This window comes from Streptomyces viridochromogenes DSM 40736 (assembly GCF_000158955.1).
Taxonomy (GTDB): domain Bacteria; phylum Actinomycetota; class Actinomycetes; order Streptomycetales; family Streptomycetaceae; genus Streptomyces; species Streptomyces venetus.
Genome location: NZ_GG657757.1, coordinates 8,084,922 through 8,107,932, shown reverse-complemented (window position 1 = coordinate 8,107,932; position 23,011 = coordinate 8,084,922). Strand labels below are relative to the sequence as shown.

Annotated in this window: 20 protein-coding genes; 6 read left to right on the top strand and 14 right to left on the bottom strand. The window is 71.5% G+C overall.

Features of this window, described 5'->3' with window-relative positions:
* Nucleotides 1-2,831, bottom strand: a 2,831-nt coding sequence (locus SSQG_RS35520) for a cytochrome P450 (RefSeq protein WP_063749179.1), incomplete at its 3' end; no start/stop codon positions are given.
* Nucleotides 2,832-2,983: 152 nt separating this feature from the next.
* On the opposite strand from SSQG_RS35520, the gene SSQG_RS35515 reads away from it, so the two are divergent.
* From SSQG_RS35515 to SSQG_RS35500, 4 genes are all read left to right on the top strand, one after another.
* The gene (locus tag SSQG_RS35515) at nucleotides 2,984-3,634 is read left to right on the top strand and encodes a PAS domain S-box protein (protein ID WP_039934337.1); all 651 of its coding nucleotides are present in this window, start codon (nucleotides 2,984-2,986) and stop codon (nucleotides 3,632-3,634) included.
* A gap of 110 nt (nucleotides 3,635-3,744) precedes the next feature.
* Entirely contained in the window at nucleotides 3,745-4,239 is a 495-nt protein-coding gene (locus SSQG_RS35510; RefSeq protein WP_003994832.1) for an FBP domain-containing protein, read from the top strand.
* Nucleotides 4,240-4,326: 87 nt separating this feature from the next.
* Nucleotides 4,327-5,580, top strand: coding sequence for an FUSC family protein (locus SSQG_RS35505; protein ID WP_003994831.1), 1,254 nt, complete (start codon nucleotides 4,327-4,329; stop codon nucleotides 5,578-5,580).
* A gap of 105 nt (nucleotides 5,581-5,685) precedes the next feature.
* Complete coding sequence (locus tag SSQG_RS35500) at nucleotides 5,686-6,882, top strand: lactonase family protein (RefSeq protein ID WP_208865736.1); 1,197 nt, start codon at nucleotides 5,686-5,688, stop codon at nucleotides 6,880-6,882.
* Here SSQG_RS35500 and SSQG_RS35495 read toward each other — a convergent pair.
* Nucleotides 6,850-7,578 (bottom strand): DUF2470 domain-containing protein, encoded by a 729-nt coding sequence (locus SSQG_RS35495; protein WP_003994829.1) that lies wholly within the window; start codon nucleotides 7,576-7,578, stop codon nucleotides 6,850-6,852. The genes SSQG_RS35500 and SSQG_RS35495 overlap by 33 nt on opposite strands.
* A gap of 85 nt (nucleotides 7,579-7,663) precedes the next feature.
* Nucleotides 7,664-8,272, bottom strand: coding sequence for a TetR/AcrR family transcriptional regulator (locus tag SSQG_RS35490; RefSeq protein WP_003994828.1), 609 nt, complete (start codon nucleotides 8,270-8,272; stop codon nucleotides 7,664-7,666).
* 109 nt (nucleotides 8,273-8,381) lie between these two features.
* On the opposite strand from SSQG_RS35490, the gene SSQG_RS35485 reads away from it, so the two are divergent.
* On the top strand, nucleotides 8,382-9,878 hold the full coding sequence (locus tag SSQG_RS35485) for a cytochrome P450 (RefSeq protein WP_039934335.1): 1,497 nt from the start codon (nucleotides 8,382-8,384) through the stop codon (nucleotides 9,876-9,878).
* Here SSQG_RS35485 and SSQG_RS35480 read toward each other — a convergent pair.
* The 11 genes from SSQG_RS35480 to SSQG_RS35430 form a co-directional block, all read right to left on the bottom strand.
* On the bottom strand, nucleotides 9,840-10,682 hold the full coding sequence (locus tag SSQG_RS35480) for a pentapeptide repeat-containing protein (RefSeq protein ID WP_003994826.1): 843 nt from the start codon (nucleotides 10,680-10,682) through the stop codon (nucleotides 9,840-9,842). The two genes, SSQG_RS35485 and SSQG_RS35480, sit on opposite strands and share 39 nt — an antisense overlap.
* A 13-nt stretch (nucleotides 10,683-10,695) precedes the next feature.
* Complete coding sequence (sigJ, locus tag SSQG_RS35475) at nucleotides 10,696-11,643, bottom strand: RNA polymerase sigma factor SigJ (protein WP_003994825.1); 948 nt, start codon at nucleotides 11,641-11,643, stop codon at nucleotides 10,696-10,698.
* Entirely contained in the window at nucleotides 11,640-12,374 is a 735-nt protein-coding gene (locus SSQG_RS35470; protein WP_003994824.1) for a PIG-L deacetylase family protein, read from the bottom strand. The genes sigJ and SSQG_RS35470 overlap by 4 nt, the downstream gene beginning before the upstream one ends.
* A 68-nt stretch (nucleotides 12,375-12,442) precedes the next feature.
* On the bottom strand, nucleotides 12,443-13,744 hold the full coding sequence (locus tag SSQG_RS35465) for an alpha/beta fold hydrolase (RefSeq protein ID WP_003994823.1): 1,302 nt from the start codon (nucleotides 13,742-13,744) through the stop codon (nucleotides 12,443-12,445).
* Nucleotides 13,745-13,859: 115 nt separating this feature from the next.
* The gene (locus SSQG_RS35460; RefSeq protein ID WP_003994822.1) at nucleotides 13,860-14,885 is read right to left on the bottom strand and encodes a LacI family DNA-binding transcriptional regulator; all 1,026 of its coding nucleotides are present in this window, start codon (nucleotides 14,883-14,885) and stop codon (nucleotides 13,860-13,862) included.
* 86 nt (nucleotides 14,886-14,971) lie between these two features.
* Nucleotides 14,972-16,396: a BNR repeat-containing protein gene (locus tag SSQG_RS35455; protein ID WP_039934331.1), complete on the bottom strand. Its 1,425-nt coding sequence runs from the start codon at nucleotides 16,394-16,396 to the stop codon at nucleotides 14,972-14,974.
* A 16-nt stretch (nucleotides 16,397-16,412) separates the two neighbouring features.
* On the bottom strand, nucleotides 16,413-16,733 hold the full coding sequence (locus SSQG_RS35450) for an L-rhamnose mutarotase (RefSeq protein WP_003994820.1): 321 nt from the start codon (nucleotides 16,731-16,733) through the stop codon (nucleotides 16,413-16,415).
* 16 nt (nucleotides 16,734-16,749) lie between these two features.
* Nucleotides 16,750-17,832 carry a rhamnose ABC transporter substrate-binding protein gene (gene rhaS, locus SSQG_RS35445; RefSeq protein ID WP_003994819.1) on the bottom strand — a complete coding sequence of 361 codons (1,083 nt, stop codon included), beginning with the start codon at nucleotides 17,830-17,832 and terminating at the stop codon, nucleotides 16,750-16,752.
* Nucleotides 17,833-17,939: 107 nt separating this feature from the next.
* Nucleotides 17,940-18,914, bottom strand: a complete 975-nt coding sequence (locus SSQG_RS35440; RefSeq protein WP_003994818.1) for an ABC transporter permease — start codon at nucleotides 18,912-18,914, stop codon at nucleotides 17,940-17,942.
* Nucleotides 18,907-19,947 carry an ABC transporter permease gene (locus SSQG_RS35435; RefSeq protein ID WP_003994817.1) on the bottom strand — a complete coding sequence of 347 codons (1,041 nt, stop codon included), beginning with the start codon at nucleotides 19,945-19,947 and terminating at the stop codon, nucleotides 18,907-18,909. Before SSQG_RS35435 ends, SSQG_RS35440 begins: the two co-directional genes overlap by 8 nt.
* Nucleotides 19,944-21,461 carry a sugar ABC transporter ATP-binding protein gene (locus SSQG_RS35430; protein WP_003994816.1) on the bottom strand — a complete coding sequence of 506 codons (1,518 nt, stop codon included), beginning with the start codon at nucleotides 21,459-21,461 and terminating at the stop codon, nucleotides 19,944-19,946. The genes SSQG_RS35435 and SSQG_RS35430 overlap by 4 nt, the downstream gene beginning before the upstream one ends.
* Before the next feature lie 262 nt (nucleotides 21,462-21,723).
* Here SSQG_RS35430 and rhaI point away from each other — a divergent pair, with 262 nt between their 5' ends.
* Nucleotides 21,724-22,884 carry an L-rhamnose isomerase gene (gene rhaI, locus SSQG_RS35425; RefSeq protein ID WP_003994815.1) on the top strand — a complete coding sequence of 387 codons (1,161 nt, stop codon included), beginning with the start codon at nucleotides 21,724-21,726 and terminating at the stop codon, nucleotides 22,882-22,884.
* The last annotated feature ends 127 nt before the right edge of the window (nucleotides 22,885-23,011 follow it).

The window sequence follows — 23,011 nt, the reverse complement described above, 5'->3', positions numbered from 1 at the left end:
AGCAGAGGGCCCGGCCCGGTTCGGGCGCCCGTCGCGAGGGCTGCCGTACGGTCGGCGATCGCGCCGCGGAACGGGGCGAGGCCGGTGCCGGCCGCGATCATGACGACCGGGGCGGACGCGTCGGCGGCGTCGATACGGAAGGCCTCCCGGCACGGCTGCACGCGCGCGTACACGATGTCGCCGGGCTCGACGGTGTTGAGGTGGCCGGATCCGGTACCCCGGTAGACGCCCTTGCCCGAGCGGGCGGGTGCCTCCAGCAGCGAGACCATCAGGTCCGCGTGGCCGGGGTCGACGGCGGGCGAGGACGAGATGGAGTAGTGGCGGGGGCGCAGCGGAGTCAGCAGGTCGAGGAGCCGCGGCCAGTCGAGGGCGCCGCGCAGGGCCGGGTGGTCCTCGATGATCTCCACGAGGGTGCGTGGGTCGTCGCTGAGGGCGGCCAGGGCCATGCGTTCCGGCGGGCACGGGTTGGCTGCGGCGAGGGCGGCCAGCTGCCCGGTGCTCGGGCGCTCCTGCAGCTCAACGTGGTGGGTGAGGAGCTGTCGTACCGTCACGGGGCGGTCGACGGCGATGCCGTCGCGGCGCGGGCGGGTGGCGCGGATGTCCAGGACCTCGTCGAGGTCGACGCCGAGCGCGGTGGCGGCGCGGGTGACGAGGCCCGGGTCGTTGGCGGGCAGCACGGTGAGGTGGTCGGCCGTGCGGTAGGTGACGCCCTCGGGCAGTGCGACGCGGACGAACCGCTTGCGGCGCGCGTAGCCGGGTGCGGTGAGGTCGTGGGCCTCGGTGACCCGCATGGGGACGAGGCCGTGCCGCTCCGCGAGGGCGTCCAGCGGGCCGCCGGTCAGGGTGCGGACCTCGTAGGCGGCCGTGGGTTCGCCGGTGTCCGGGGCGGTGGCGTCCGGGTCGCCGTACTGCTGCAGCAGGGCGGTGCGCAGGGCCGCCGTGAACTCCCGGACGGTGCCGGTGAGGTCGCCGGAGGCGTCGGCGGCGGCGCGGTCGAGCAGGCGGGTGGCGCCGGACTCGGCGAGCCTCTCGTCGATCCGGGTGGGGACGTGCTGGTAGGTGGCGGCCCAGTTGCGGTCGCCGACGCCGAGGACGGCGTAGGTCACGCCGGACAGGTCGTGGGTCTCCTCCAGCCGGGCGGCGAAGGCGGTGGCGTCGTCGGTGGGGCGGCCGTTGTAGGAGGCGGCGGTGATGACGACGGGCCGGTCGGTGGGCAGGCCGCCGGCGTAGGCGTCCAGGGGCGCCACCTCGGTCTCGCAGCCGACGGCTGCGGCCTCGTCGGCGAGCTGGGCGGCGAAATCGCGGCAGGTGCCGTAGTTGCTGCCGTGCAGGAAGAGGGCGGCGGTGCCGGGGCGGACCCGGGCGGGCAGGCCCTGCGGTTCGGCCGACTCGGCGTCCTGGGCCTGGATGGCGCCGGGCAGCGGCGTGTGGACGCGGTCGGCGCACGTGCGCGGCGCCAGGGCGAGGGTGAAGCCCTCGGGCTTGAGGGTGAGGGTCTCCTTGACGTCGAGCCGGTAGTCGGCGTGGTCGCGCAGCCGGTAGCGGTGGACCAGCATGGCCAGCAGCATGGTCGCCTCGTGCAGCGCGAACTGCCGTCCGATGCAGGCGCGCTCACCGGTGCCGAACGGCTTGAAGGCGTGCACCGGGCGCTCCGCCTCGGCCTCGGCCGTGAAGCGGGACGGGTCGAACAGCTCGGGGTTGTCGCCCCACACGGGCTGCCGGTGCAGCATCGGCGTGAGCACCAGGGCGGCCTGCCCGGCACGCAGCGGGATGCGGCCGCCGAGCAGCGTGTCCTCGCGGGCCTCCCGGGAGAACACGGCGGCGGTGGGCCACAGCCGGAGCGCCTCGTTGAGGACCTGGCGGGTGTAGGTCAGCCGGCCGACCTCGTCGTACGTCGGCTCCACGTCCGCCGTGTCGCCCCACAGCTCGTCGACCTCGCGCTGCACCAGCTGGAGCGCGGTGGGGTGCTTGGCGAGGTAGTACAGAGCGAAGGACATGGCGCCGGAGGTGGTCTCGTGACCGGCGATCAGGAAGGTGATGACCTGGTTGCGGATGTTGGCGGTGTCGAGCGTGCTGCCGTCGTCCGGGTGCTCGGCGGTGAGCATCAGGCCGAGCAGGTCGTCGGCCTGGCTCTGGTCGGTACCGGTGCGGGCGGCGATGACCTCGTCGACGACCTGGGCGAGGTAGGCGGAGTCCTCCCGGAAGGCCGCGTCCGCCGCCGAGTAGTCCTTGCCCGGGACGCGGGCGAGGCGGGTCATGCTCCACTCCAGGCAGCGGACCATCGACTCGACGAAGGGGTGCGGCTCGGCCCGCTCGAAGGAGCCGAAGTCGTAGCCGAACCCGGCGAGTCCGATGGTGTCGAGCGTCATGCGGGTCATGTCGCCGGGCACGTCGACGGGCTGTCCGGCGCGGGCGTCGCGGTCCCAGGACGCGATGAGCCTCTGGGCCACCCGCAGCATCACGGGGTGGTAGGTCCGCATGGACCCCAGCGCGAAGGCGGGCATGAGGATGTCGTGCGCCTTGGCCCAGTTGGGCTCGTCGTTGTACGCGGTGAACAGGCCGTCGGCGGCGAACTCGCGGACGTTCTCCAGGCCGGGCCCGATGTGCTTGGCGAACCGCTGCTCGTCCGCGAGTTCGGCCACGAGGTCGAGGTCGCCCACGAACAGGGTGTCCCGCCCGTACAGCCGCCGCACGAACACGGGCCCGTGCTCGCGCATCAGGTCCATGGCCTGCTGGATCGGCGCACCGCCGGGTCCGGTGGCGGTGATGTCGGCGACGGGGACCCCGGGGAGGGAGTCTGCGGGCCGGGGAGACTGTGCGGTGGGGCGCATGACGCGACAACTGCCTTTCGCGGTACGGAAGTACTGCGATCCAGCGTGATCCACGGCGCCCGGCGGGCCGCACGGAGGCCCTACATGATTGTGTAGTCCGGGAACCCGCTCCGCCCTTGCGCGGGGCGCCCCGGCGTGGCAAGGAGGCACTCGTGGACCAGGGCCGGCAGGAGGCCGTGACGTGGCGCAATCGCGCCCTGCTCCTGTTCGACCGGGTCGCCATGCCGGTCGCGGTGTGCGACGTGTACGGAGCGGTACTCCTCGCCAACCCGGCGATGGCGGCGGAGTGCGGTACGACGCCGGGGCGGCTGCGCGGCCGGGACGTGCTGGACCTGTTCAGCCCGCGCGAGGCGACGCAGGTGGAGCGGATCGCGGAGGCGCTGCGGCTGCGGCGCCGCTCGCGGTACCAGGTGTCGGTGTGCTGGCGGGTGTCCGGCGGGGCGGAGCGGTACGGGGAGCTGACGGCGGACCCGGTGAGCGACGCGGCGGAGGACACTCCGGCGCTGCTGGTGATGCTGCGCGTGGACGGCGAACGCGCCCCCTCCCCCGCCCCGCCCGCCGGGCCGGCCCGGGTCACCCCGATGGAGGCCCGCGTCCTGGCCCTGCTGGCCGCCGGCGCCACCACGGCCCGGGCGGCCCGCGAGACCGGCCTCACCACCGACGGCGTCACCTATCACCTGCGCCGCCTGACGGCCCGCTGGCATGCCGCCAACCGCACGGAACTGGTGGCCCGGGCCTATGCGCTGGGGGTGCTCGCGCCCGGGGTCTGGCCGCCGGAGATCCCGGCCGCTCAGGCGGACTGAGTCGGCCTCCGGGAAAAGCACTCGCACCCGCCGTCGTGGCTGTCTAACCTGACGTGGCCATAAAACCTAGGGCCTCTAGGTTTCAGGGACGACACCCCGGGAGCACTCTCGTGAAGCCACTCACCGAGCAGGACATCCGCACCTCCTTCATCAACTGCTCGAAGGGAGAGGCCAAGCGCCTGGCCGTCCCCCGGGACCTCGCCGAGCGGCCCTGGGACGATCTCGACTTCCTCGGGTGGCGGGATCCGGGGGCGCCGGACCGGAGCTATCTGGTCGTCGAGCGCGAGGGGCGGCTCGTCGGGCTGTCGATGCGGTTCCAGACCGCCCAGCGCGGGTTCCTGCACCGCAGCATGTGTTCGCTGTGCCTGACGACGCACCCGCGGGGCGGTGTCTCGCTGATGACCGCGCGCAAGGCGGGTCCGGCCGGCCGGGAGGGCAACTCCGTGGGCGTGTACATGTGCACCGACCTCGCCTGTTCCTTCTACGTGCGCGGGAAGAAGCTGCCGGAGTCCGGCTCCCGTCTCGACGAGAGCCTCACCCTGGAGGCGCAGATCGAGCGGACCAGGGGCCATCTGGCGGCCTTCCTCGACAAGGTGCACGTCTGAGGGCCCTCGGTCGCCCGTGGATTCCCCCGGCACTAACGTCCTTCATGAATGCGTTCGATGCGCCAGGGGAAGGGGAACAGCCCGAGGATGCGAGAGGTACATGAGTGGTCGGCGCCCATCACGAGGATCGTGCGCAAGCGCCGTGATCCGGTGGTCGTCCAGACGCTGCGGTCCGCGACCGCGGCGACGATCGCGTACGTCATCGCACTGCGGCTGAGCCCCGAGAAGGCGCCCCTCACCGCTCCCCTGACGGCCCTGCTGGTCGTCCAGGTGACGCTGTACGCCACGCTCACCAACGGCTTCCGGCGGGTCAACGCCGTGGTGACCGGGGTCCTGGTCGCCATCGCGTTCAGCCTGCTGGTGGGCCTGACCTGGTGGAGCCTGGCGCTGCTTCTGGTGGCCTCGCTGGCCGTGGGACGGCTGGTCCGGGTGGAGGAGTACGTACCCGAGGTCGCGATCAGCGCGATGCTGGTCCTCGGGGTCACCACCGTCGGGAACACCGCCTGGGCGCGGGTGCTGGAGACCCTGATCGGAGCGACCGTCGGACTCGCCTGCAATCTGCTGCTGGCCCCGCCCGTGTGGGTGGAGGAGGCGGGCGAGTCCATCGACGGCCTGGCGCGCCGGCTGCGGCAGCTGATGCTGCGCATGGGCGAGGAGGCCGCCGGCGGCACGCCCGTGGACCGTGCGGAGGAGCGGCTGTACGAGGCACGGCGTCTGGACCACGACATCGTCGAGGTGGACGCGGCGCTTCGGCAGGCCGAGGACAGTCTGCGGCTCAACCCGCGCGTGCGGGAGGGCCTGCTGCACCGGGTGGTGCTGCGTACCGGCCTGGACACGCTGGAGATCTGCACGGTCGTCCTGCGCGTGCTCGCCCGCACGTTCACCGACCTCGCCAAGGAGCGGGTACCGGAGCCGTTGTTCGACACCGAGACGGGCGCCGTACTGGATCAGCTGCTGTCCGAGATCGCCGACGCCGTGGTGAGTTTCGCGGTGCTGGTGACCACCCATCTCAGCGAGAGCGCCGAGTCGGCGGAGGAACGCCTCGCCGCGGAGTTGCGCACCGCGGCGGGCACCCGCGACAAGCTGGCCCTGCTGCTGCGCGAGGAGGCCGACCGCGAGACGCGGCACTGGCAGTTGTTCGGCGCCGTCCTGACGGAGGTCAACCGCATCCTCGACGAGCTCGACACCGAGCACCGCACCCGGCGCCTGTTCGAGGAGCTGGACCGCGTGTCGCGCGAGCAGCGCGCCCGGATGCCCCGTCTGACCCGGCTGCGTGAGCGCCTCGGGGTCCAGGAGCAGCTGTGGCGCAACCGTGCCGGGTTCGACGGGCGTTCCCACTGAGGTGCGTTGCAGCAGGCGCAATGCCCGGTGCCTTTCTTGCACCCCGCGATGATCCACGCCATGGTGGCTGTCGCGACGGGGACGAGTGACGACCTGAGGGGCGACATGAGCAGTGGCGGCTGGAGCAGGCGCCGGTTCGTCGGCGCGCTGGCGGGCGGGGCCGCCGCGGCGGCGCTGCCGGCCTGTGACGACGCGCCCCCGCCCGCGTCGCCGACGACGTCGGCTCCTCCCGAGGCGAGCGCGAGCCCGTCCCGGCAGGCCCGGCGCCCTTCCGGCCCGCGCCCCCTCTACCTCGGCACCTACACCTCCGTCGAAGGCGGCGGCAAGGGCATCGGCCTGGCCACGTACGACGCGGAGACGGGCCGTATCGCCGGCACCGGCACGCTCACCGGCGTCGGCGACCCGTCGTACCTCGCGGTCCACCCGGACCGGCACACGCTGTACGCGGTGAACGAGCGCGAGGACGGCGCCGTGACCGCCGTCCGGCTGTCCGACCGGACGGTCCTGGGCAGCCGGAGCACCGGGGGCGCGGCGCCCTGCCACCTGTCGGTGCATCCCGGCGGGCGCTGGCTGCTCAGCGCGAACTACGGCTCGGGCAGTGTGGCCGTGCATCCGATCGACGCCTCGGGCGCCCTCGGTGAGCGCACCGACCTCGTCACGCACTCCAGTCCGGCGCCCGGGCCGGGGCAGGAGGGCCCGCACGCCCACCAGATCATCACCAGTCCGGACGGGCGGCATGTGCTCGCCGTCGACCTGGGTACGGACACCGTCTACACCTACCGGCTGGACGAGAAGGCCGGCACGCTCAGCGAGGTCTCACGGGCGCGGACCCGGCCGGGCGCCGGCCCGCGCCACCTCACGTTCCACCCCGGCGGCCTGTACGCCTACCTCGCCGACGAGGTCGACAACACGGTGGCGGTCTGCGCGTACGATCCGGCCACGGGCCGCGTGACCGTCGGCGAGGCGCAGCCCACGGGGACGGGTTCGGGCACGAACTACCCCGCGCAGATCCTGGTGACCCCGAACGGCCGCTGGGCGTATCTCGCCAACCGTGGCCACAACAGCCTCACGCGCTACGCCGTCGAGGCGGACGGCGCGAAACTCAGGCTGCTGGACACCGTGCCGGTCGGCGGGGACTTCCCGCGCCAGATCGCCTTCTCGCCCGAGGGCACGCTGCTGTTCGCGGCGAACCAGAAGTCTTCCACCGTGACCGTGTTCCACGTGGACGGGACGAGCGGCACGCTGCGGCGCGCAGGTGAACCGTTTCCGTCACCGGTCGCCGTCTGTGCGCTGCCGCTGTAGGGACCGGGGGCAGGACGCGGCGCTCGCCTGGCCGAGCAGGACGTGCATGCGCTCGGTGAGCTGCGCGACGTCGTCGGCGGGCGTGTGGAAGGCCAGCCGTACGTCGCCGTGGGCGCGGGCGCGTTCGATGCGCAGCGTCAGTCCGTGCCGGTCGACGCCGAGCGGCTGGACCCGGACGGCGCCGTGCAGGCTGTCGTGGTCGACGAGCCGGGTGAGCCGCTCGACCGCGTCGGCGTGGCAGTCGGCCAGATGGGTCAGCAGCCGCGCCTCGGCCGTGGTGAGCGGATCGGGCACGGCGGCGGTGAACTCGTCGAGGTCCACGACCACGGCTCCGGACGACTGCCGCAGCACCACCCGCGTGGGCCGGAAGACCAGCCGGTCCTCCTCGACGGTGAACCAGCCCGCGAGCCACAGCCGGGCGCGGATCCGGTTGCGCAGCGGGACGGGGGCGACGTCGGCGAACTCCAGCACCGCGGACGGCTCGCCGCGCGGTGCGCAGATCGCGGCCGCGAGCAGCGCGCTGTCCTCGGGCACGGTCACGAGCACCCTGCCGTCCTCGGTCACCGTGTGCGCGCCGACCAGTTCCTCACGCGTGCCCTCCGCGGTCACCGAGCAGGACCACGCGGCGGCGAGCACCGAGCGCGCCCGCTCCGCCGCGGCAGGGGCCGCCGTCCAGCCCTGGCTGTCGTCACCCATCCCAGACCTCCTTAGGTAAGCCTTGCCTAACCTACCGAAGATCGGGGTGTGCGCCAACCACGTCACGTGATCTTTACGAGGCCTTTCAGGGCGTGAGGACGCCCAGCAGGGCGCGCGCGCACAGCTCACGCACCTGTTCCCGGCTCAACTCCGTGCCGCGCAGCCACTCCAGGCAGACGGAGGTGATGAACGCCAGCCAGCCGCGTACGGCGAGCCGCACCTCCGGCCGGACCTCGAAGGCCGGGCCGAACTCGGGGTCCTCGGCCAGCGCCGCGAGGATCTGCCGCTCCTGCGCGGCCAGGGCCCGCTGGTAGACCCGGCGCACCGCCTGGTCCCCCGCCGCGTCGGCACGGTGGAAGGCGCGGTAGCCGTGCGCATGGGCCTCGACGTACTCCAGGAACGTGTCGAGCCCGGCCGGGAGCTGCTCGCGCACCGGGACGCCGGGCACCGCCGCCGTCATGCGCAGCATCCGCTCGCTCTCCCGCTCCACGACCGCCGCGAAGAAGTCACGCTTGGTCGGGAAGTAGTGGTACAGCAGCCCTCGCGACACCCCGGCGATCTCAGCGACCTGCTCGATCCACACGTCGTCGTACGGATTCTCCGAGAACAGCCGCGCCCCGACCGACAGAAGCTGCTCCCGGCGCTCCTCGGTGCTGAGCCGGCGACGCGTGCGTCCGCCCTGGTTCGCGGCCATGCCCGCACTGTACTTGACGCCGGTTCAACAACGGCACCAGACTGGAACGCGCTATTGAACCCATGTACAACACGTGCGAACCGGCCGTTGGATCAAGGGAGATCGCGACATGACGGAGGCGCCGATACGGGCCGGGATGCCCAAAGGGTTCCGGAGTGCCGAGCTGGGCTGGCCGGAACTGGACCGCATTCCGCACCCGCCGCACCGGATCCCGCTGCTCGGTGACGTGGTGGGCGTGAACCGGCGCACTCCCCTCCAGGACTCGCTGCGCTACGCCCGCCGGCTGGGCCCGGTCTTCCGGCGGAAGGCTTTCGGCAAGGAGTTCGTGTTCGTGTGGGGCGCCCGGCACACGGCCGACCTCGCGGACGAGTCACGGTTCGCCAAACACGTGGGGCTCGGCATCGCCAACCTGCGGCCGGTCGCCGGGGACGGCCTGTTCACGGCGTACAACCACGAACCGAACTGGCAGCTCGCGCACGATGTGCTCGCTCCCGGTTTCAGCCGCGAGGCCATGGCCGGCTACCACCCGATGATGCTGGACGTGGCCCGCCGGCTGACGGAGCACTGGGACCGGGCGGCGGGGGCGGGCCGGACGGTGGACGTGCCCGGCGACATGACCAAGCTGACGCTGGAGACGATCGCCCGCACCGGCTTCGGCCACGACTTCGGGTCGTTCGAACGCACCCGGCCACACCCCTTCGTGACCGCGATGATCGGCACCCTGACCTATGCGCAGCGGCTCAACACGGTGCCCTTCCCGCTGGCTCCGCTGCTGCTGCGGAGCGCGACCCGGCGCAACGCGCAGGACATCGCCCACCTCAACCGCACGGTCGACGAACTGGTCCGGGCCCGGCGTACCGACGGTGGTGGGCAGGGGGATCTGCTCGACCGGATGCTGGAGACGGCCCATCCGGTGACGGGGGAACGGCTGGCACCGCAGAACGTCCGCCGTCAGGTCATCACCTTCCTCGTCGCGGGCCACGAGACGACCTCGGGCGCGCTCTCCTTCGCCCTGCACTACCTCTCCCGGCACCCCGACGTCGCGGCCCGGGCCCGTGCCGAGGTGGACCGGGTGTGGGCAGACGCGGCGGAGCCGGCCTACGAGCAGGTGGCCAGGCTGCGCTACGTCCGCCGGGTGCTGGACGAGTCACTGCGACTGTGGCCCACCGCGCCCGCCTTCGCCCGGGAGGCCCGCGAGGACACGGTCCTGGCCGGGGAGCACCCGATGCGGCGCGGGGCGTGGGCCCTGGTACTGACGCCGATGCTGCACCGGGACCCCGAGGTGTGGGGCGCGGACGCCGAGCGGTTCGACCCGGACCGCTTCGACGCGCGGGCCGTACGGTCCCGGGCGCCGCACACCTTCAAGCCGTTCGGGACCGGGGCGCGGGCCTGCATCGGACGCCAGTTCGCCCTGCACGAGGCCACGCTGGTGCTCGGCCTGCTGCTGCGACGCTACGAGCTGCGGCCCGACCCGGCCTACCGGCTGCGTGTGACGGAACGGCTCACGCTGATGCCGGACGGGCTGCGGCTGCGCCCGGAGCGCCGGAGCGCGGTGCGGGAGCCGGCCTCAGAGCTGCGCTGTCCAGTGCCCGGGGCGGGTGACTGACTCCGGCAGCCGGGTCCCCGCACTCCCCCGGGCCGCGTTCAGCTGCGGCTGGGTGAGGAAGAACGCCCCGGTCAGGTCGGCGTCCGTGAGGTCCGCGTCGCGCAGGTCGGCACCGATCAGGTCCGCGCCCCGCAGATCGGCGCCGGTGAGGTCGGCGGCGATGAGGTAGGCACCGCGCAGGTTGGCGCCGCGCAGGTCGGCGCCCACCAGACGGGCGCCCATGAGATCCGCGCCCCGGCGGTTCTTCTTGCGGCCCTTGGCGTCGGCCCTGGCCAGCTCGCTCGTCCGCAGCAGCAGGACGTTGACGTCCTGGCGGTGCGCCGCCACGTCCAGCTCGGCGAGTTCCTCGGGGGTGTTGCCGGTGAGCTGCTCGGTCTTCGCCAGCGCCGTGCGCAGCTCGGCGTGGACGGGCCGGGCCGCGGGCAGGGCGAGGGCCTCGGTGAGGTACCACAGCAGCTCGTGCAGCTGCCGGACGACCGGGAACACGTCGAACATGCGGCGGGCGTGCTCCGGCGGCGCCGACCGCCAGTCCCGGCCGCCGAAGGTGACCTGCGAGACCTGCTGTCCGGCGCCGAAGCAGTCGTAGACCGTGCAGCCGGTGAACCCCCGCTGCCGCAGCTTCGCGTGGATGCCGCAGCGGTGATCGCTCCGCAGGTTGCGGCAGGGCGTGCCGGCGGCCTTGTCGACCGCGAAGTCGGTCGACGCCGCGAAGGGCAGGGCGACGCAGCACAGCCCGAAGCACCGCTCGCAGTCACCGCGCAGCTCCGCTCGCACGGTTGTTTGATCTCGCATGGGGTTCAGCATACGGAACGAGGACTCACCGACGGGTGTCCGGCCCGGTCGGTCCGGGCGCCTCCAGGCGCTCCAGCCTCTCCGGGTCGGCCAGGATGTACATGCCGGTGATCCGGCCGTCGGTGATCGTGACCGCCATGACCGACTGGACGCGTCCCTCGGGCGCGTTGACCATGCCGACCGTGTCGTTGACCAGCACCAGCTCCGCGGACTGCGCGAACCGGGCGAACATGAGCGCCTGCTCCGCCACGGACTTCGCCCCCTGGACCACCTTGGACACGGCGGCGCCCCGCACCAGTTCGCCCGAGTCGGCCCGCAGCACCACGTCCGGGTGCAGGAGCGCGAGCAGGGCCTCGAAGTCCCCGGCGCGCGAGGCGGCCAGGAAGGCGTCGAGCACCTCCTTCTGCCGGCCGAGATCCGGCTCCGTCGACGGGGTGGCGCCGCGTACCCGCCGCCGGGCGCGGCTCGCCAGCTGCCGGGTCGCGGCCGGGCTGCGCTCCACGATGGGCGCGATGTCGTCGAACGGCACGGCGAACATGTCGTGCAGTACGAACGCGAGGCGCTCGTCGGGCGCCAGGTTCTCCAGCACGACCAGCAGGGCCAGGCCCACCGAGTCGGCCTGGAGCACCTCCTCGGCCGGGTCGAGATGCGACAGCGGCCTGAGCACCGGGTCGGGGACGAAGGTGTCGTAGGTGTCGTGGGTGCCGCCCACCGGCTCCTCGCGGCGCGCGGTGCGCGAGCGCAACAGGTCCAGGCAGACGCGGCCGGTCACGGTGGTCAGCCAGCCGCCCAGGTTCTGGATGTCGTCCGGGTCCGTGCGGCTCAGCCGCAGCCAGGCCTCCTGGACGGCGTCCTCCGCCTCGGTCAGCGAACCGAGCATCCGGTAGGCCACCGCCTTCAGATGCCCGCGGTACCCCTCGAACCGCTCGGCCAGTTCCTCGCTGCCGCTGCCTGTCATGGTCTCCCCCGTCATCTGCCGAACAGTTCGAACGCCACCGCGGGCCGGCCCCCGAAACGCTTCCCCGTGTTCTCGGCGTGCTGCGTCAGGAAGCCGCGGACGTAGGTCTCCGGGTCCTCGTCGGTCAACACCTCGATGTAGGTGCGGTGTTCCAGCAGGGACCGCACCGCGCGCTCCATGCCGGCCGTGGCGTCGACGGCGTGCGTGGGCGTGCTGGAACCGGCGACGGCCACCCAGCGCACGCCGTCCCAGGGTTCGAGGCCCTGTTCGACGAGCTCCCGGAAGATCCACCGGTTGCCGGCGTCGCCGGCCGCGTCGAGCGTGGCGCGGCCGACGGCCACGTGGTCCGGGGTGTTCCAGGCGACGCCGCCCCAGGTGTCCCGGTGGTTGAGCGTGATGACCAGCTCGGGCCGGTGCCGGCGGATCGCCGCGGCGATGTCGCGACGCAGGGCGGTGCCGTACTCGACGACGCCGTCCCGGTGGTCGAGGAACTCCACCTCCGACACGCCGACCACGGCCGCGCTCGCCCGCTGTTCCCGCTCCCGCAACGGGCCGCACTCCTCCGGCGCCAGCGTGTCGATACCCGCCTCGCCCCGGGTCGCCAGCACGTAGGCGACCTCGCGGCCCTCGTCGGTCCAGGCCGCGATCGCCGCCGAGCAGCCGTACTCGAGGTCGTCCGGGTGGGCCACCACCGCGAGGGCACGCCGCCAGTCGCTCGGCATGGGCTGGAGTTGAGTGGTCGTCATGTCCGCAGACTAATCCGCGCCACGGACATCACGCCTCGTCGGCGCGGCAGCACGCCTCGTCGGCGGCATCACGCCTCGTTCCGCGCCAGCGCCAGCAGCCGGTCGAGGACCCGGGGGCCGCCGGCCCGCACGCCGTCGTGCTCGAACTCGTCCGTGACCCAGGTGCGCAGGCCGCGGATCGTGCGGGCGGTGCGCAGGGAGTGGGCCGTGTCGACGTACATGTCGTCGTGGTAGACGGCGGCGGCGACCGGCACCGTGTTGGCAGCGAGGCGGGCCCGGTCGTACAGGGGGGTCCAGTCGGTGCGGGCGGCGAGCAGGTCGGCGGTCTCGCGCAGGGGGCGCAGGGCCGGGTCGCAGTCGAACATCCAGGGGTGGATCGACTCGCCCGTGAACAGCAGCGGTTCGTCTCCCGCGAGTGCCTTGGCGGCGTCGAACTGCGGGAACTCGGCCCGCACCCGCTCGGCCGACCAGGCGGTGGGCCGGGCGTCCTGGCCGTAGATCGACTCGTGGACGAGCGCGTACAGCGGGTGCCGGGCGTAGGACAGCAGGGACTGCGCCTGCTCCTGGAACGCGTCCGAGAGGGCGGAGCCGTGCGGGGTGCGGACGAAGGCGTCCTCGATGAGGTAGTGGAGGCGGTGGCTGCCGTCGCCGGTGCCGAGGACGATGCCGAGGGACTGGAAGGCCTCGACGGTGAGCCGGTAGCCGTTCGGCAGGACCACGTCGTGGTGAAGCAGGTGGTCGGCGATACGGCGGGCGCGTTCGACGTCCTGCGGGTAGCGGGCGTAGTGGGCGGCGACCTTGCGTTCGACGCGCGGGAAGGCGGCCCGGTAGACGTCGTCGGCGTGCGCGTCCAGGGAGGGCAGCCCGCCGGTGATCACTGCGGTGGCCAGTCCTTCGGGCGCGAGGGACAGGTAGGTGGTCAGGCAGAAACCGCCGAAGCTCTGGCCGAGGACGGTCCAGAGGGCTTTGCCGGTGACCTCCGCGCGGACGGCCTCGCAGTCGCGGACGATCGAGTCGGCGCGGAAACGGGTGAGGTAGTCGGCCTGTTCGGCGGGGCCGCCGCGCAGCGGGAGCGTCTGCCGGTTGGCGGGTGTGCTGTGACCGGTGCCGCGCTGGTCGAGGAGCAGGACGCGGTACTCCTTCAGCGCGCGGCCGAGCCAGCCGGGCCTGCCGACGGAGCGGTCCGCGGCGAATCCGGGACCGCCCTGGAGGTAGAGCAGCCACGGCAGGTCCTGACGCGCCCTGTCGCTCGCGACGACCTCACGGGCGTAGAGCTCGATCGTCTCGCCCTCGGGATGGTCGTGGTCGAGCGGGACGGTGAAGCGGCGGTCGGTGAGGACGACTCCGGGCTGGCGGTAGCTGACGGTCAACTGAGCTCCCGGGACGGACGGATTTTCGGACCGCGTCCCAGTTCATCACAGGGATCGTCCGCGGTGGCCCGTTCGGATCATGAAATCTTCCTGAACGGCGGTTCAGGCGCCGGGCTCAGCGCGCGGACAGGCTGGAGCGGCGGACCACCAGCTCCGGCTGGAGGACGACCCTCCGGTGTTCGTGCGGCCGCACCGCGCTCTCGGCCTCCGTCTCCTCCAGGAGCAGGTCGGCCGCCATGGCGCCCATGGTGACGGCGGGCTGCCGCACCGAGGTGAGCGGGACGGCCGCGGCCGCCGCGAACTCGATGTCGTCGTAGCCGACGATGGCCAGGTCGTCGGGGACGCGGACACCGGCCGCGTACATCGCCTGGAGGACACCGAGTGCGAGCAGGTCGTTGGCGCAGAACACGGCGGTCGGCCGGTCGGCGAGGCCGAGCAGCCGGGCTCCGGCGTCGCGGCCGGCGGCGACGTCCAGCCGTTCGGTGGGCAGCTCGCGCAGCGCGTCGGGCTCCAGCCCGGCCTCGGCGAGCGCTTCGAGGGCGCCGGTGCGCCGGTCGCGGACCTGGTTGAGGCCGGGCGGGCCGCTGACGTAGGCGAGGGAACGGTGCCCGGCGTCGACGAGGTGGCGGACGGCCAGGGCGCCGCCCGCGACGTCGTCGACGGAGACCGAGCACTCGGTGGTGCCCTCGGCAACCCGGTCGACCAGGACGAACGGGATGCCGTGGCGGCGGAACGCCTCGATGTTGCGGCCCGTCGCGTCGGCCGGGGTGAGCAGCACGCCGCGCACCCGCTGCTCGGCGAAGAGCGACAGGTACTCGGCCTCCTCGCCCGGGTTCTGGGCGCTGTTGCAGACCATCACGCCGAGTCCGGCCTGGCGTGCCGCGCGTTCGGCGCCCCGTGCCACGTCGACGAAGAAGGGGTTGCCCATGTCGAGGACGAGCAGCCCCATGATCCGGCTGCGGCCCGCGCGCAGCTGGCGTGCGGACTCGCTGCGGACGTAGCCGAGCCGGTCTATCGCGGACAGCACGCGCGCCCGGGTCTCGGTGGCGACCGTGTCCGGGCGGTTGATCACGTTCGAGACCGTGCCGACGGAGACTCCGGCGGCACGGGCGACGTCCTTGATACCCACCGACTGGGCCATCGGACAGGGACCTCCAGGGGAGACGAGGGGGCGGCGGCCGGAGCGGCTTCACATTACCGGCATGCCGCCCCGGCGCCCGGATCCGGTCAGACGGGCAGGCGGAAGTCGATCACGTGGAGGGCCGAGGGCGTCGTGCCACTGGACTTCTCCTGGTACATGAAGGACAGCACCCCGTCCTGGGCGACCCGCGTCTCGTCGATGACGACCTCGCCGAAGGCGCCCAGGCCGCTGCCGTCGAACAGGATCTTCCAGTCCGTGTACCCGGAGGCGGCGGAGGCCCCCGCGATCCTGCCGAACGGGAAGATCGCGTACGCGTTGTCGTACCTGTCGAGGATCAGCTTGGTGCGCTGGCTGGAGTTCAGCGGGACCGGGATCTCGGTCTTCCGCCAGCCGCCGGAGGCGTTCCTGCGCAGGTGGAAGGCGCGCCCGTTCCTGGTCCGGTCGGCGACGTAGTCCGTGGTGCACTGCCCGAAGCGGCCGGGGACGTAGGAGATGATCGCGTGCGGCCGGCCGGCGGAGTCCGTGAACTGGCTCTCCTGGTTCATCAGGGAGTGGTCCGGGTTGAGCGGGTCGACGACCAAGCCGGCGTCGGTCACGGACACCTTGTCGGAGCCGCCGGTGACGCCGACGACGGCACCGGCGTTGTTGCGCCAGGTGCGCCCCCGGTCGTCGGAGTAGACGTAGCCGGTGTCGTGGTTGGTGATGCCGCCACCGTCGCACATCACGGCGCCGTTCTGCTCACGCCAGGTGAAGAAGGAGTGCAGCCGGCCGTTCCGGTCGTAGTCGATGCCGTGCAGGTACATGTTGCGGGCGGTCGAGGAGCCGTGCTCGCTGGTGTACGTGCCGGTGGAGGCGGACCACTCCCCCAGGTCGGTCCACCTGGTGCCGTCGTACTCGGCGAGCGCGTTGCGCCCGTTGCCGGAGACGGCGACGCGGTAGCTCAGCTGGAGCTTGCCGTCGGGGGTGGCGACGAACTGCGGATAGGTGAACTGCGAGGTCGGCGCCAGCCCGTCCAGCGTGGACTGCGGCGCCCCGAAGCGAGTGGCGGTCCAGCTCAGCCCGCCGGGGTTGTCCATCAGCCCGGCGACGGACTTGACGTAGGTGAAGCCGTCGCTGTGGGAGTCCATGTTGAGGTGCAGCCGGCCGTCGACCTCGGAGACGCCCATGGAGATGACGTTGTGGGAGTCGTCGTACCGCAGGGTGTGGCCGACCTTCACGGTGGACCAGGAGCTCGATCCGAGGGCGCGGCGGCCGACGACGGCGCCCCGGTCGGCGGTGTACCAGACGGCGTACTGGTAGCCCTTGTAGGTCAGCAGGCCGTTCTTCTGGAACGCGTTGTTGTTGACCAGGCCGTCGTAGGACACGAAGAAGATCGCCTGGCTGTCGAGGGTGGTGGTGCCGGCCCGGGTGACGGAGGGGCCGGGGTCGGCGGCCCGCGCGGTGCCGGAGGCGAAGGCGGGGGTCACCGCGGCACCGGCCAGGGCGGCGGCCAGCAACGTACGTCTGTGCATCTCGTGGACTCCATCGTCATGCGAGGTGGAACACTTCCGTGAGCGGCTTCATGGCCTCGTCGGGCCGGGCGCCGTCCAGCGACTCGAAGAACGGCCCCATCTCCGCCTGCCAGCGGGCGTTGACGTCGGTGGCTTCCATGCCGGCCCGGGCGGCGGCGAAGTCCTCGGTCTCCAGGTAGCCGACGAGCAGTCCGTCCTCGCGCAGGAAGAGCGAGTAGTTGTGCCAGCCGGTCTCCGAGAGCGCCTGGAGCATCTCGGGCCACACGGCGGCGTGCCGCTCGCGGTACTCGTCGAGGCGGTCCGCCCTGACCTTCAGCAGGAAACACACGCGCTGCATCAACAACCCTCCAGGACTAGAAGTCGAACTGGTCGATGTTCTTGGCGTCGAACACGGTCGGCTTGCCGAGGCTGATCACGCCGTCCTTGCCGATGGTGTACTCGCCCATCGAACCCGCCTTGAAGGTCTCGCCCTCCTTGCCGGTGATCTGCCCGGAGGACAGGGCGACCGCTGTCCGTGCCGCCAGCTCGCCGAGCTTCGCCGGGTCCCACAGCTCGAACGCCTCGACGGTGCCGTTCTTGACGTACTTGCGCATGTCGTTCGGGGTGCCGAGGCCGGTCAGCTTGACCTTGCCCTTGTACTTCGAGCCGGACAGGTACTGGGCGGCGGCCTTGATGCCGACGGTGGTCGGGGAGATGATCCCCTTCAGGTTCGGGTACTCCTGGAGCAGGCCCTGGGTCTGCTGGAAGGACTGCTGGGCGTCGTCGTTGCCGTACGCGGTCTTCACCAGCTTCATGTTCTTGTACTCGGGCTTCTTCAGCTCGTCCTTCATGAAGTCGATCCAGGTGTTCTGGTTCGTCGCCGTCTGCGCGGCGGACAGGATCGCGATCTCGCCCTTGTAGTCGATCTGCTTGGCGAGCAGCTGCACCTCGGTACGGCCCAGGTCCTCGGCGGACGCCTGAGAGACGAAGGCGTTGCGGCAGCCGGCCGTGGTGTCGGAGTCGTAGGTGACGACCTTGATGCCGTTCTTCATGGCCTGCTTCAGCGCGGTGCACAGCGCCCCCGGGTCCTGCGCGGAGACGGCCATCGCGTCGACCTGCTGCTGGGTGAGGGTGTTGACGTAGCTGACCTGCCCGGCGGTGTCGGTCGCGCTGGACGGACCGACCTCCTTGTAGCTGGAGCCGAGCTCCTTCAGCGCCTTCTCGCCGCCCTTGTCGGCGGAGGTGAAGTACGGGTTGTTGACCTGCTTGGGCAGGAACCCGACGGTGAGCCCCTTCTTCAGTTCGGCGCCTGGGTCGGCCTTGCCGGCGGTGGCGGCGGCCCCGCCCTCGTTCGCGACGTCCTTCTTGGTGGTGCCGCCGCAGGCGGTGAGGGCCAGGGCGAGCGTGGTGGCGGTGGCAAGCGCAGCACAGCTGCGGCGGAGGGTTGACTTACGCATGATGACGGTTTCCTTTGAACGAGGTTGAGGGAAGCGCCGCTCAGGGGCGCGGGGCTGTATCGATATGCGGCTCCGCCGCGTGGGCCCGACCAGCCACGAACAACCGGTCAGCCGGACGATTGAGCACGCACAACGGCGATCTGCCGAGCCACCCGGGGCCCGAGAACGGACAGCACGAGCAACACACCGGTGACGACGATCTGCGACTGCGCCGAAACGTCCTGGAGGCTCATCACGTTCTGCAGCGCCCCGAGCAGAAACACCCCGGCGATCGCCCCGCCCAGCGTGCCCTTGCCCCCGTCGAAGTCGATCCCACCGAGCAACACCGCCGCCACGACGGACAGTTCGAGCCCGGTCGCGTTGTCGTACCGCGCACTCGCGTAGTGCAACGCCCAGAAGATCCCGGTCAGCGAGGCCATCAACCCGGTCACCGTGAACAGGATCAGCTTCTGCCGCTTCACCCGGACCCCGGCGAACCGCGCCGCCTCCTCACTCGCCCCGGTCGCGAACAGCGACCGCCCGAACGGAGTGGCGTGCAGCGCGACCACGGCGATGGCGAGCAGCACCAGGAACGGCAGGAAGGCGTATGGAATGAAGGTGTCACCGAGACGCCCGGCGGCGAAGTCCAGGTACTGCGAGGGAAAGTCGGTCACCGCGTCGGACCCGAGCACGATCTGCGCGATGCCGCGGTAGGCGGCGAGGGTGCCGATCGTGACGGCGAGGGACGGCAGCCCCAGCCGGGTCACCAGCAGCCCGTTGACCAGTCCGCACACCACACCCAGCAGCAGACAGATCGGAATGATCGTCTCGATGGCCATGCCCTGGTTCCACAGCGCGCCCATCACGGCACCGGACAGCCCCGCCGTGGACGCCACCGACAGGTCGATCTCCCCGGAGACGACCAGCAGGGTCATCGGCAGGGCGATCAGCGCGATCGGCAGCGTGTTGCCGATCAGGAAGGACAGGTTGAGCGCGTTGCCGAACCCGTCGACGAAGCCGAAGGAGAACAGCAGGACGACGATGAGGAGAGCGCCGACAACCGTGTCCCAGCGGACCGCTCGGCTCAGGGAGATGTCAGCCATGGCGGGCCTTCCTCTTCTTCAGGGCGGAGGCCACGCGCAGCGCGACGACGCGGTCGACCGCGATGGCGAGGATGAGCAGGATGCCGTTGATGGCGAGCACCCAGACGGAGCTGACGCCGAGGGCGGGCAGCACACTGTTGATGGAGGTCAGCAGGAGCGCTCCGAGCGCCGCGCCGTAGACGCTGCCGGAGCCGCCGGTGAAGACGACGCCGCCGACCACGACCGCACTGACGACGGTGAGTTCGTAGCCGTTCCCGGTGCCGGAGTCGACGTTGCCGAAGCGGGCGAGGTACATCGCGCCGGCGAGTCCGGCGAGGGCGCCGCAGAAGGTGTACGCGGCGAGGATCCGCTTGCGGACGGGGATGCCGGCCAGGCGGGCGGCCTCCGGGTTGGAACCGAGGGCGTACAGCTCGCGGCCGCTGACGAAGTGCTTGAGGCAGTAGGCGGTGGCGATGAGGACGGCCAGCGCGATCAGGGCGAGGTACGGCACCGCCGAGATGCCCCCGGAGCCGAAGTCGACGAACCCGCCCGGCAGATCGGCCGCCGTGATCTGACGGGAGCCCACCCAGATGGAGTCGATGCCGCGGATGATGTAGAGCGTGCCGAGGGTGACGACGAGCGCGGGCACCTGGCCGAGGCTGACGAGCAGTCCGTTCAGCAGGCCGAAGCCGATGCCGAGCAGGATGGCCAGCGCGATCGCCACGAACGGGTTGCCGCCGCCCTGGAGATACGTTCCGGCGGCGAAGGCGCTGATGCCGAGTGTGGATCCGACGGACAGGTCGACGTTGCGGGTGATGACGACGAGGGACTGGCCGGTGGCGACCAGCACCAGGATCGTCGCGTTCAGCAGCAGGTCCTTGATGCCCTGTTCGGAGAGGAACTCGCTGTTGCCGGCCTGGGTGACGGCGATCATCACCAGGAAGACGACCAGGATGGCGAGTTCACGCATCTTGAAGACGCGGTCGACCAGCCGGGTGCCACTCGACTTGGGCACGTCGGCCACGGGGGCCTCTCGGGGGGTGACGACCGTCATGCGGCGGCCCTCCCGGTGGCTGCGGCCATCACGGTTTCCTCGGTGGCGTCGGAGCGCGGGATCTCGGCGGTGAGGCGGCCCTCGTGCATCACCAGCACGCGGTCGGCCATGCCGAGGATCTCGGGCAGGTCGGAGGAGATCATCAGGACGGCCACGCCGTCGGCGGCCAGTTGGGACAGCAGCCGGTGCACCTCGGCCTTGGTGCCGACGTCGATGCCCCGGGTGGGCTCGTCGACGATCAGCACCCTGGGGCCGGTGGCGAGCCACTTGGCGAGCACGACCTTCTGCTGGTTGCCGCCGGACAGGGTGTTGACGGTGTCGGCGAGGCGGGCGTACTTGACCTGGAGCCTGACGGCCCAGTCGAGGGAGCGGCTGCGCTCGGCGCCGCGGTCCATCAGGCCCGCCCTCACGGTCGTACGCAGGCCGGTGAGCCCGATGTTCCGCTCGATGGACATGTCCATCACCAGGCCCTGGGCGCGCCGGTCCTCGGGGACCAGGGCGAGGCCTGCGGCCATGGCCGTGGAGGGGGCCCCGTTGGTCAGCTTCCGCCCGTCGACCTCGACCTCGCCGGCGTCCCAGCGGTCGATGCCGAACACGGCCCGGGCAACCTCCGTACGCCCGGCGCCGACGAGTCCGGCCAGCCCGACGATCTCGCCGTGGCGCACCTCGAAGGAGACATCGGTGAAGACGCCCTCGCGGGTCAGCCGGCGCACGCTCAGGGCGGTTTCGCCCGGCCGCACCTCCTGCTTGGGGTAGAGCTCGTCGAGGTCGCGGCCGACCATGCGGCGCACCAGGTCGTCCTCGGTCATGTCCGCCAGCGGTTCGCTGCCGACCCAGGCGCCGTCGCGCAGGGTGGTGACTCGCCCGCAGATCTCGAAGATCTCCTCCAGCCGGTGGGAGATGAACAGCACGGCGGCACCCTGTTCGCGCAGGGTACGTACGACGCCGAAGAGTCGGGCGACCTCGCTGCCGGTCAGCGCGGCGGTCGACTCGTCCATGATCAGGACGCGGGCGTCGAAGGAGAGGGCCTTGGCGATCTCGACGATCTGCTGGTCGGCGATGGACAGACCGCGGGCGGGCCGGTCGGGGTCGAGTTCGACGCCGAGGCGCTTCATGAGGGCGGCGGTCGCGTTGTGCGTGGCCTTGTGGTCGATCCGGCCGAGGGCGCGGCGCGGCTGACGGCCCATGTAGATGTTCTCGGCGATCGACAGGTCGGGGAAGAGCGTGGGCTCCTGGTAGATCACGGCGATGCCGGCGTCGCGGGCGTCACCGGGACCGTGGAAGGTGACGGGCGCACCGTCGAGCAGCACCTGGCCGGCGTCCGGCCGGTGCACCCCGGCGAGCGTCTTGATGAGGGTGGACTTGCCGGCGCCGTTCTCACCGGCGAGGGCGTGCACCTCCCCGGGGAACAGCTCCAGGGAGACGTCCCGTAGTGCGCGGACCGCGCCGAAGGACTTGGAGACGTCCCTCAGCGCCAGAACCGGGGCCGGACCCGTGGTGGACGGGTGGGTCATGGGGGCTCCTCGACGACGCCGGCGGGACGGCCCTTTCGGCATCGTGAAAGGTTTCAACTGGGTTGCCGGGACGTTAGGCGGGCCGCGCATGTCACGTCAATGGGTACCGGTCGAAAAGATTTCGAGGACAGTGGGTCACACGCCGGTCACGGCGAACCGGGTCGACCGGAGGGGTTGACACCCCTTCGAGGGCCCCATAGCTTCGCGTTCTGAATCGTTTCACTCAGTGGTCGTTACGACCCGATGCCACAGGAGCCCTGACGTGACCGAGCCCGCCGCGGCGAAGACCGCTCTCAAGACACAGGCCGTCGAGACGCCGTCCTGGGCGTACGGGAACTCGGGCACCCGGTTCAAGGTGTTCGCGCAGGCGGGTGTGCCGCGCGATCCGTACGAGAAGCTGGACGACGCGGCGAAGGTGCACGAGTTCACCGGCGTGGCGCCGACCGTCGCCCTGCACATTCCGTGGGACCGGGTCGACGACTACGCGGCGCTGGCGACCCATGCCGAGCAGCGTGGTGTGCGGCTGGGGGCGATCAACTCCAACACCTTCCAGGACGACGACTACAAGCTCGGGAGCATCTGCCATCCGGACGCGGTGGTGCGGCGCAAGGCCGTGGACCATCTGCTGGAGTGCGTCGACATCATGGACGCGACCGGGTCGCGTGATCTGAAGCTGTGGTTCGCCGACGGGACCAACTATCCGGGGCAGGACGACATCCGCGGGCGGCAGGACCGGCTCGCCGAGGGGCTCGCGGAGGTCTACGAGCGGCTGGGCGAGGGGCAGCGGATGCTGCTGGAGTACAAGTTCTTCGAGCCGGCGTTCTACGCGACGGACGTGCCGGACTGGGGCACCGCCTACGCCCACTGCCTGAAGCTCGGGCCGAAGGCGCAGGTCGTGGTCGACACCGGGCACCACGCGCCGGGAACCAACATCGAGTTCATCGTGGCGACGCTGCTGAGGGAGGGGAAGCTCGGGGGGTTCGACTTCAACTCGCGGTTCTACGCGGACGACGACCTGATGGTGGGGGCCGCGGATCCGTTCCAGCTGTTCCGGATCATGTACGAGGTGGTTCGGGGCGGGGGGTTCTCGCCCGAGGTCGCGTTCATGCTCGACCAGTGTCACAACATCGAGGCGAAGATCCCGGCGATCATCCGGTCGGTGATGAATGTGCAGGAGGCTACGGCGAAGGCGCTGCTGGTGGATGGTGACGCCTTGAGCGCGGCGCAGCGCTCGGGGGATGTGCTGGAGGCGAACGCCGTGGTGATGGATGCGTACAACACGGATGTGCGGCCGTTGCTGCGGGAGGTGCGGGAGGAGATGGGGTTGGACCCCGAGCCTCTTGCCGCGTACCGGCGGTCCGGCTGGGCGGAGAAGATCGTTGCCGAGCGGGTCGGTGGGGAGCAGGCGGGGTGGGGTGCGTAAGCGTCTGCCGAGATCTGTTGATTGCGGAGTGCGGGTTGTCTGTGGTTGATCGCGCCCACGCGGCGGTAGCCGCAAATTCAACACAGCCCCGCGCCCCTGAAAGCAAGAGCCTCACCCCTCTCTCCTG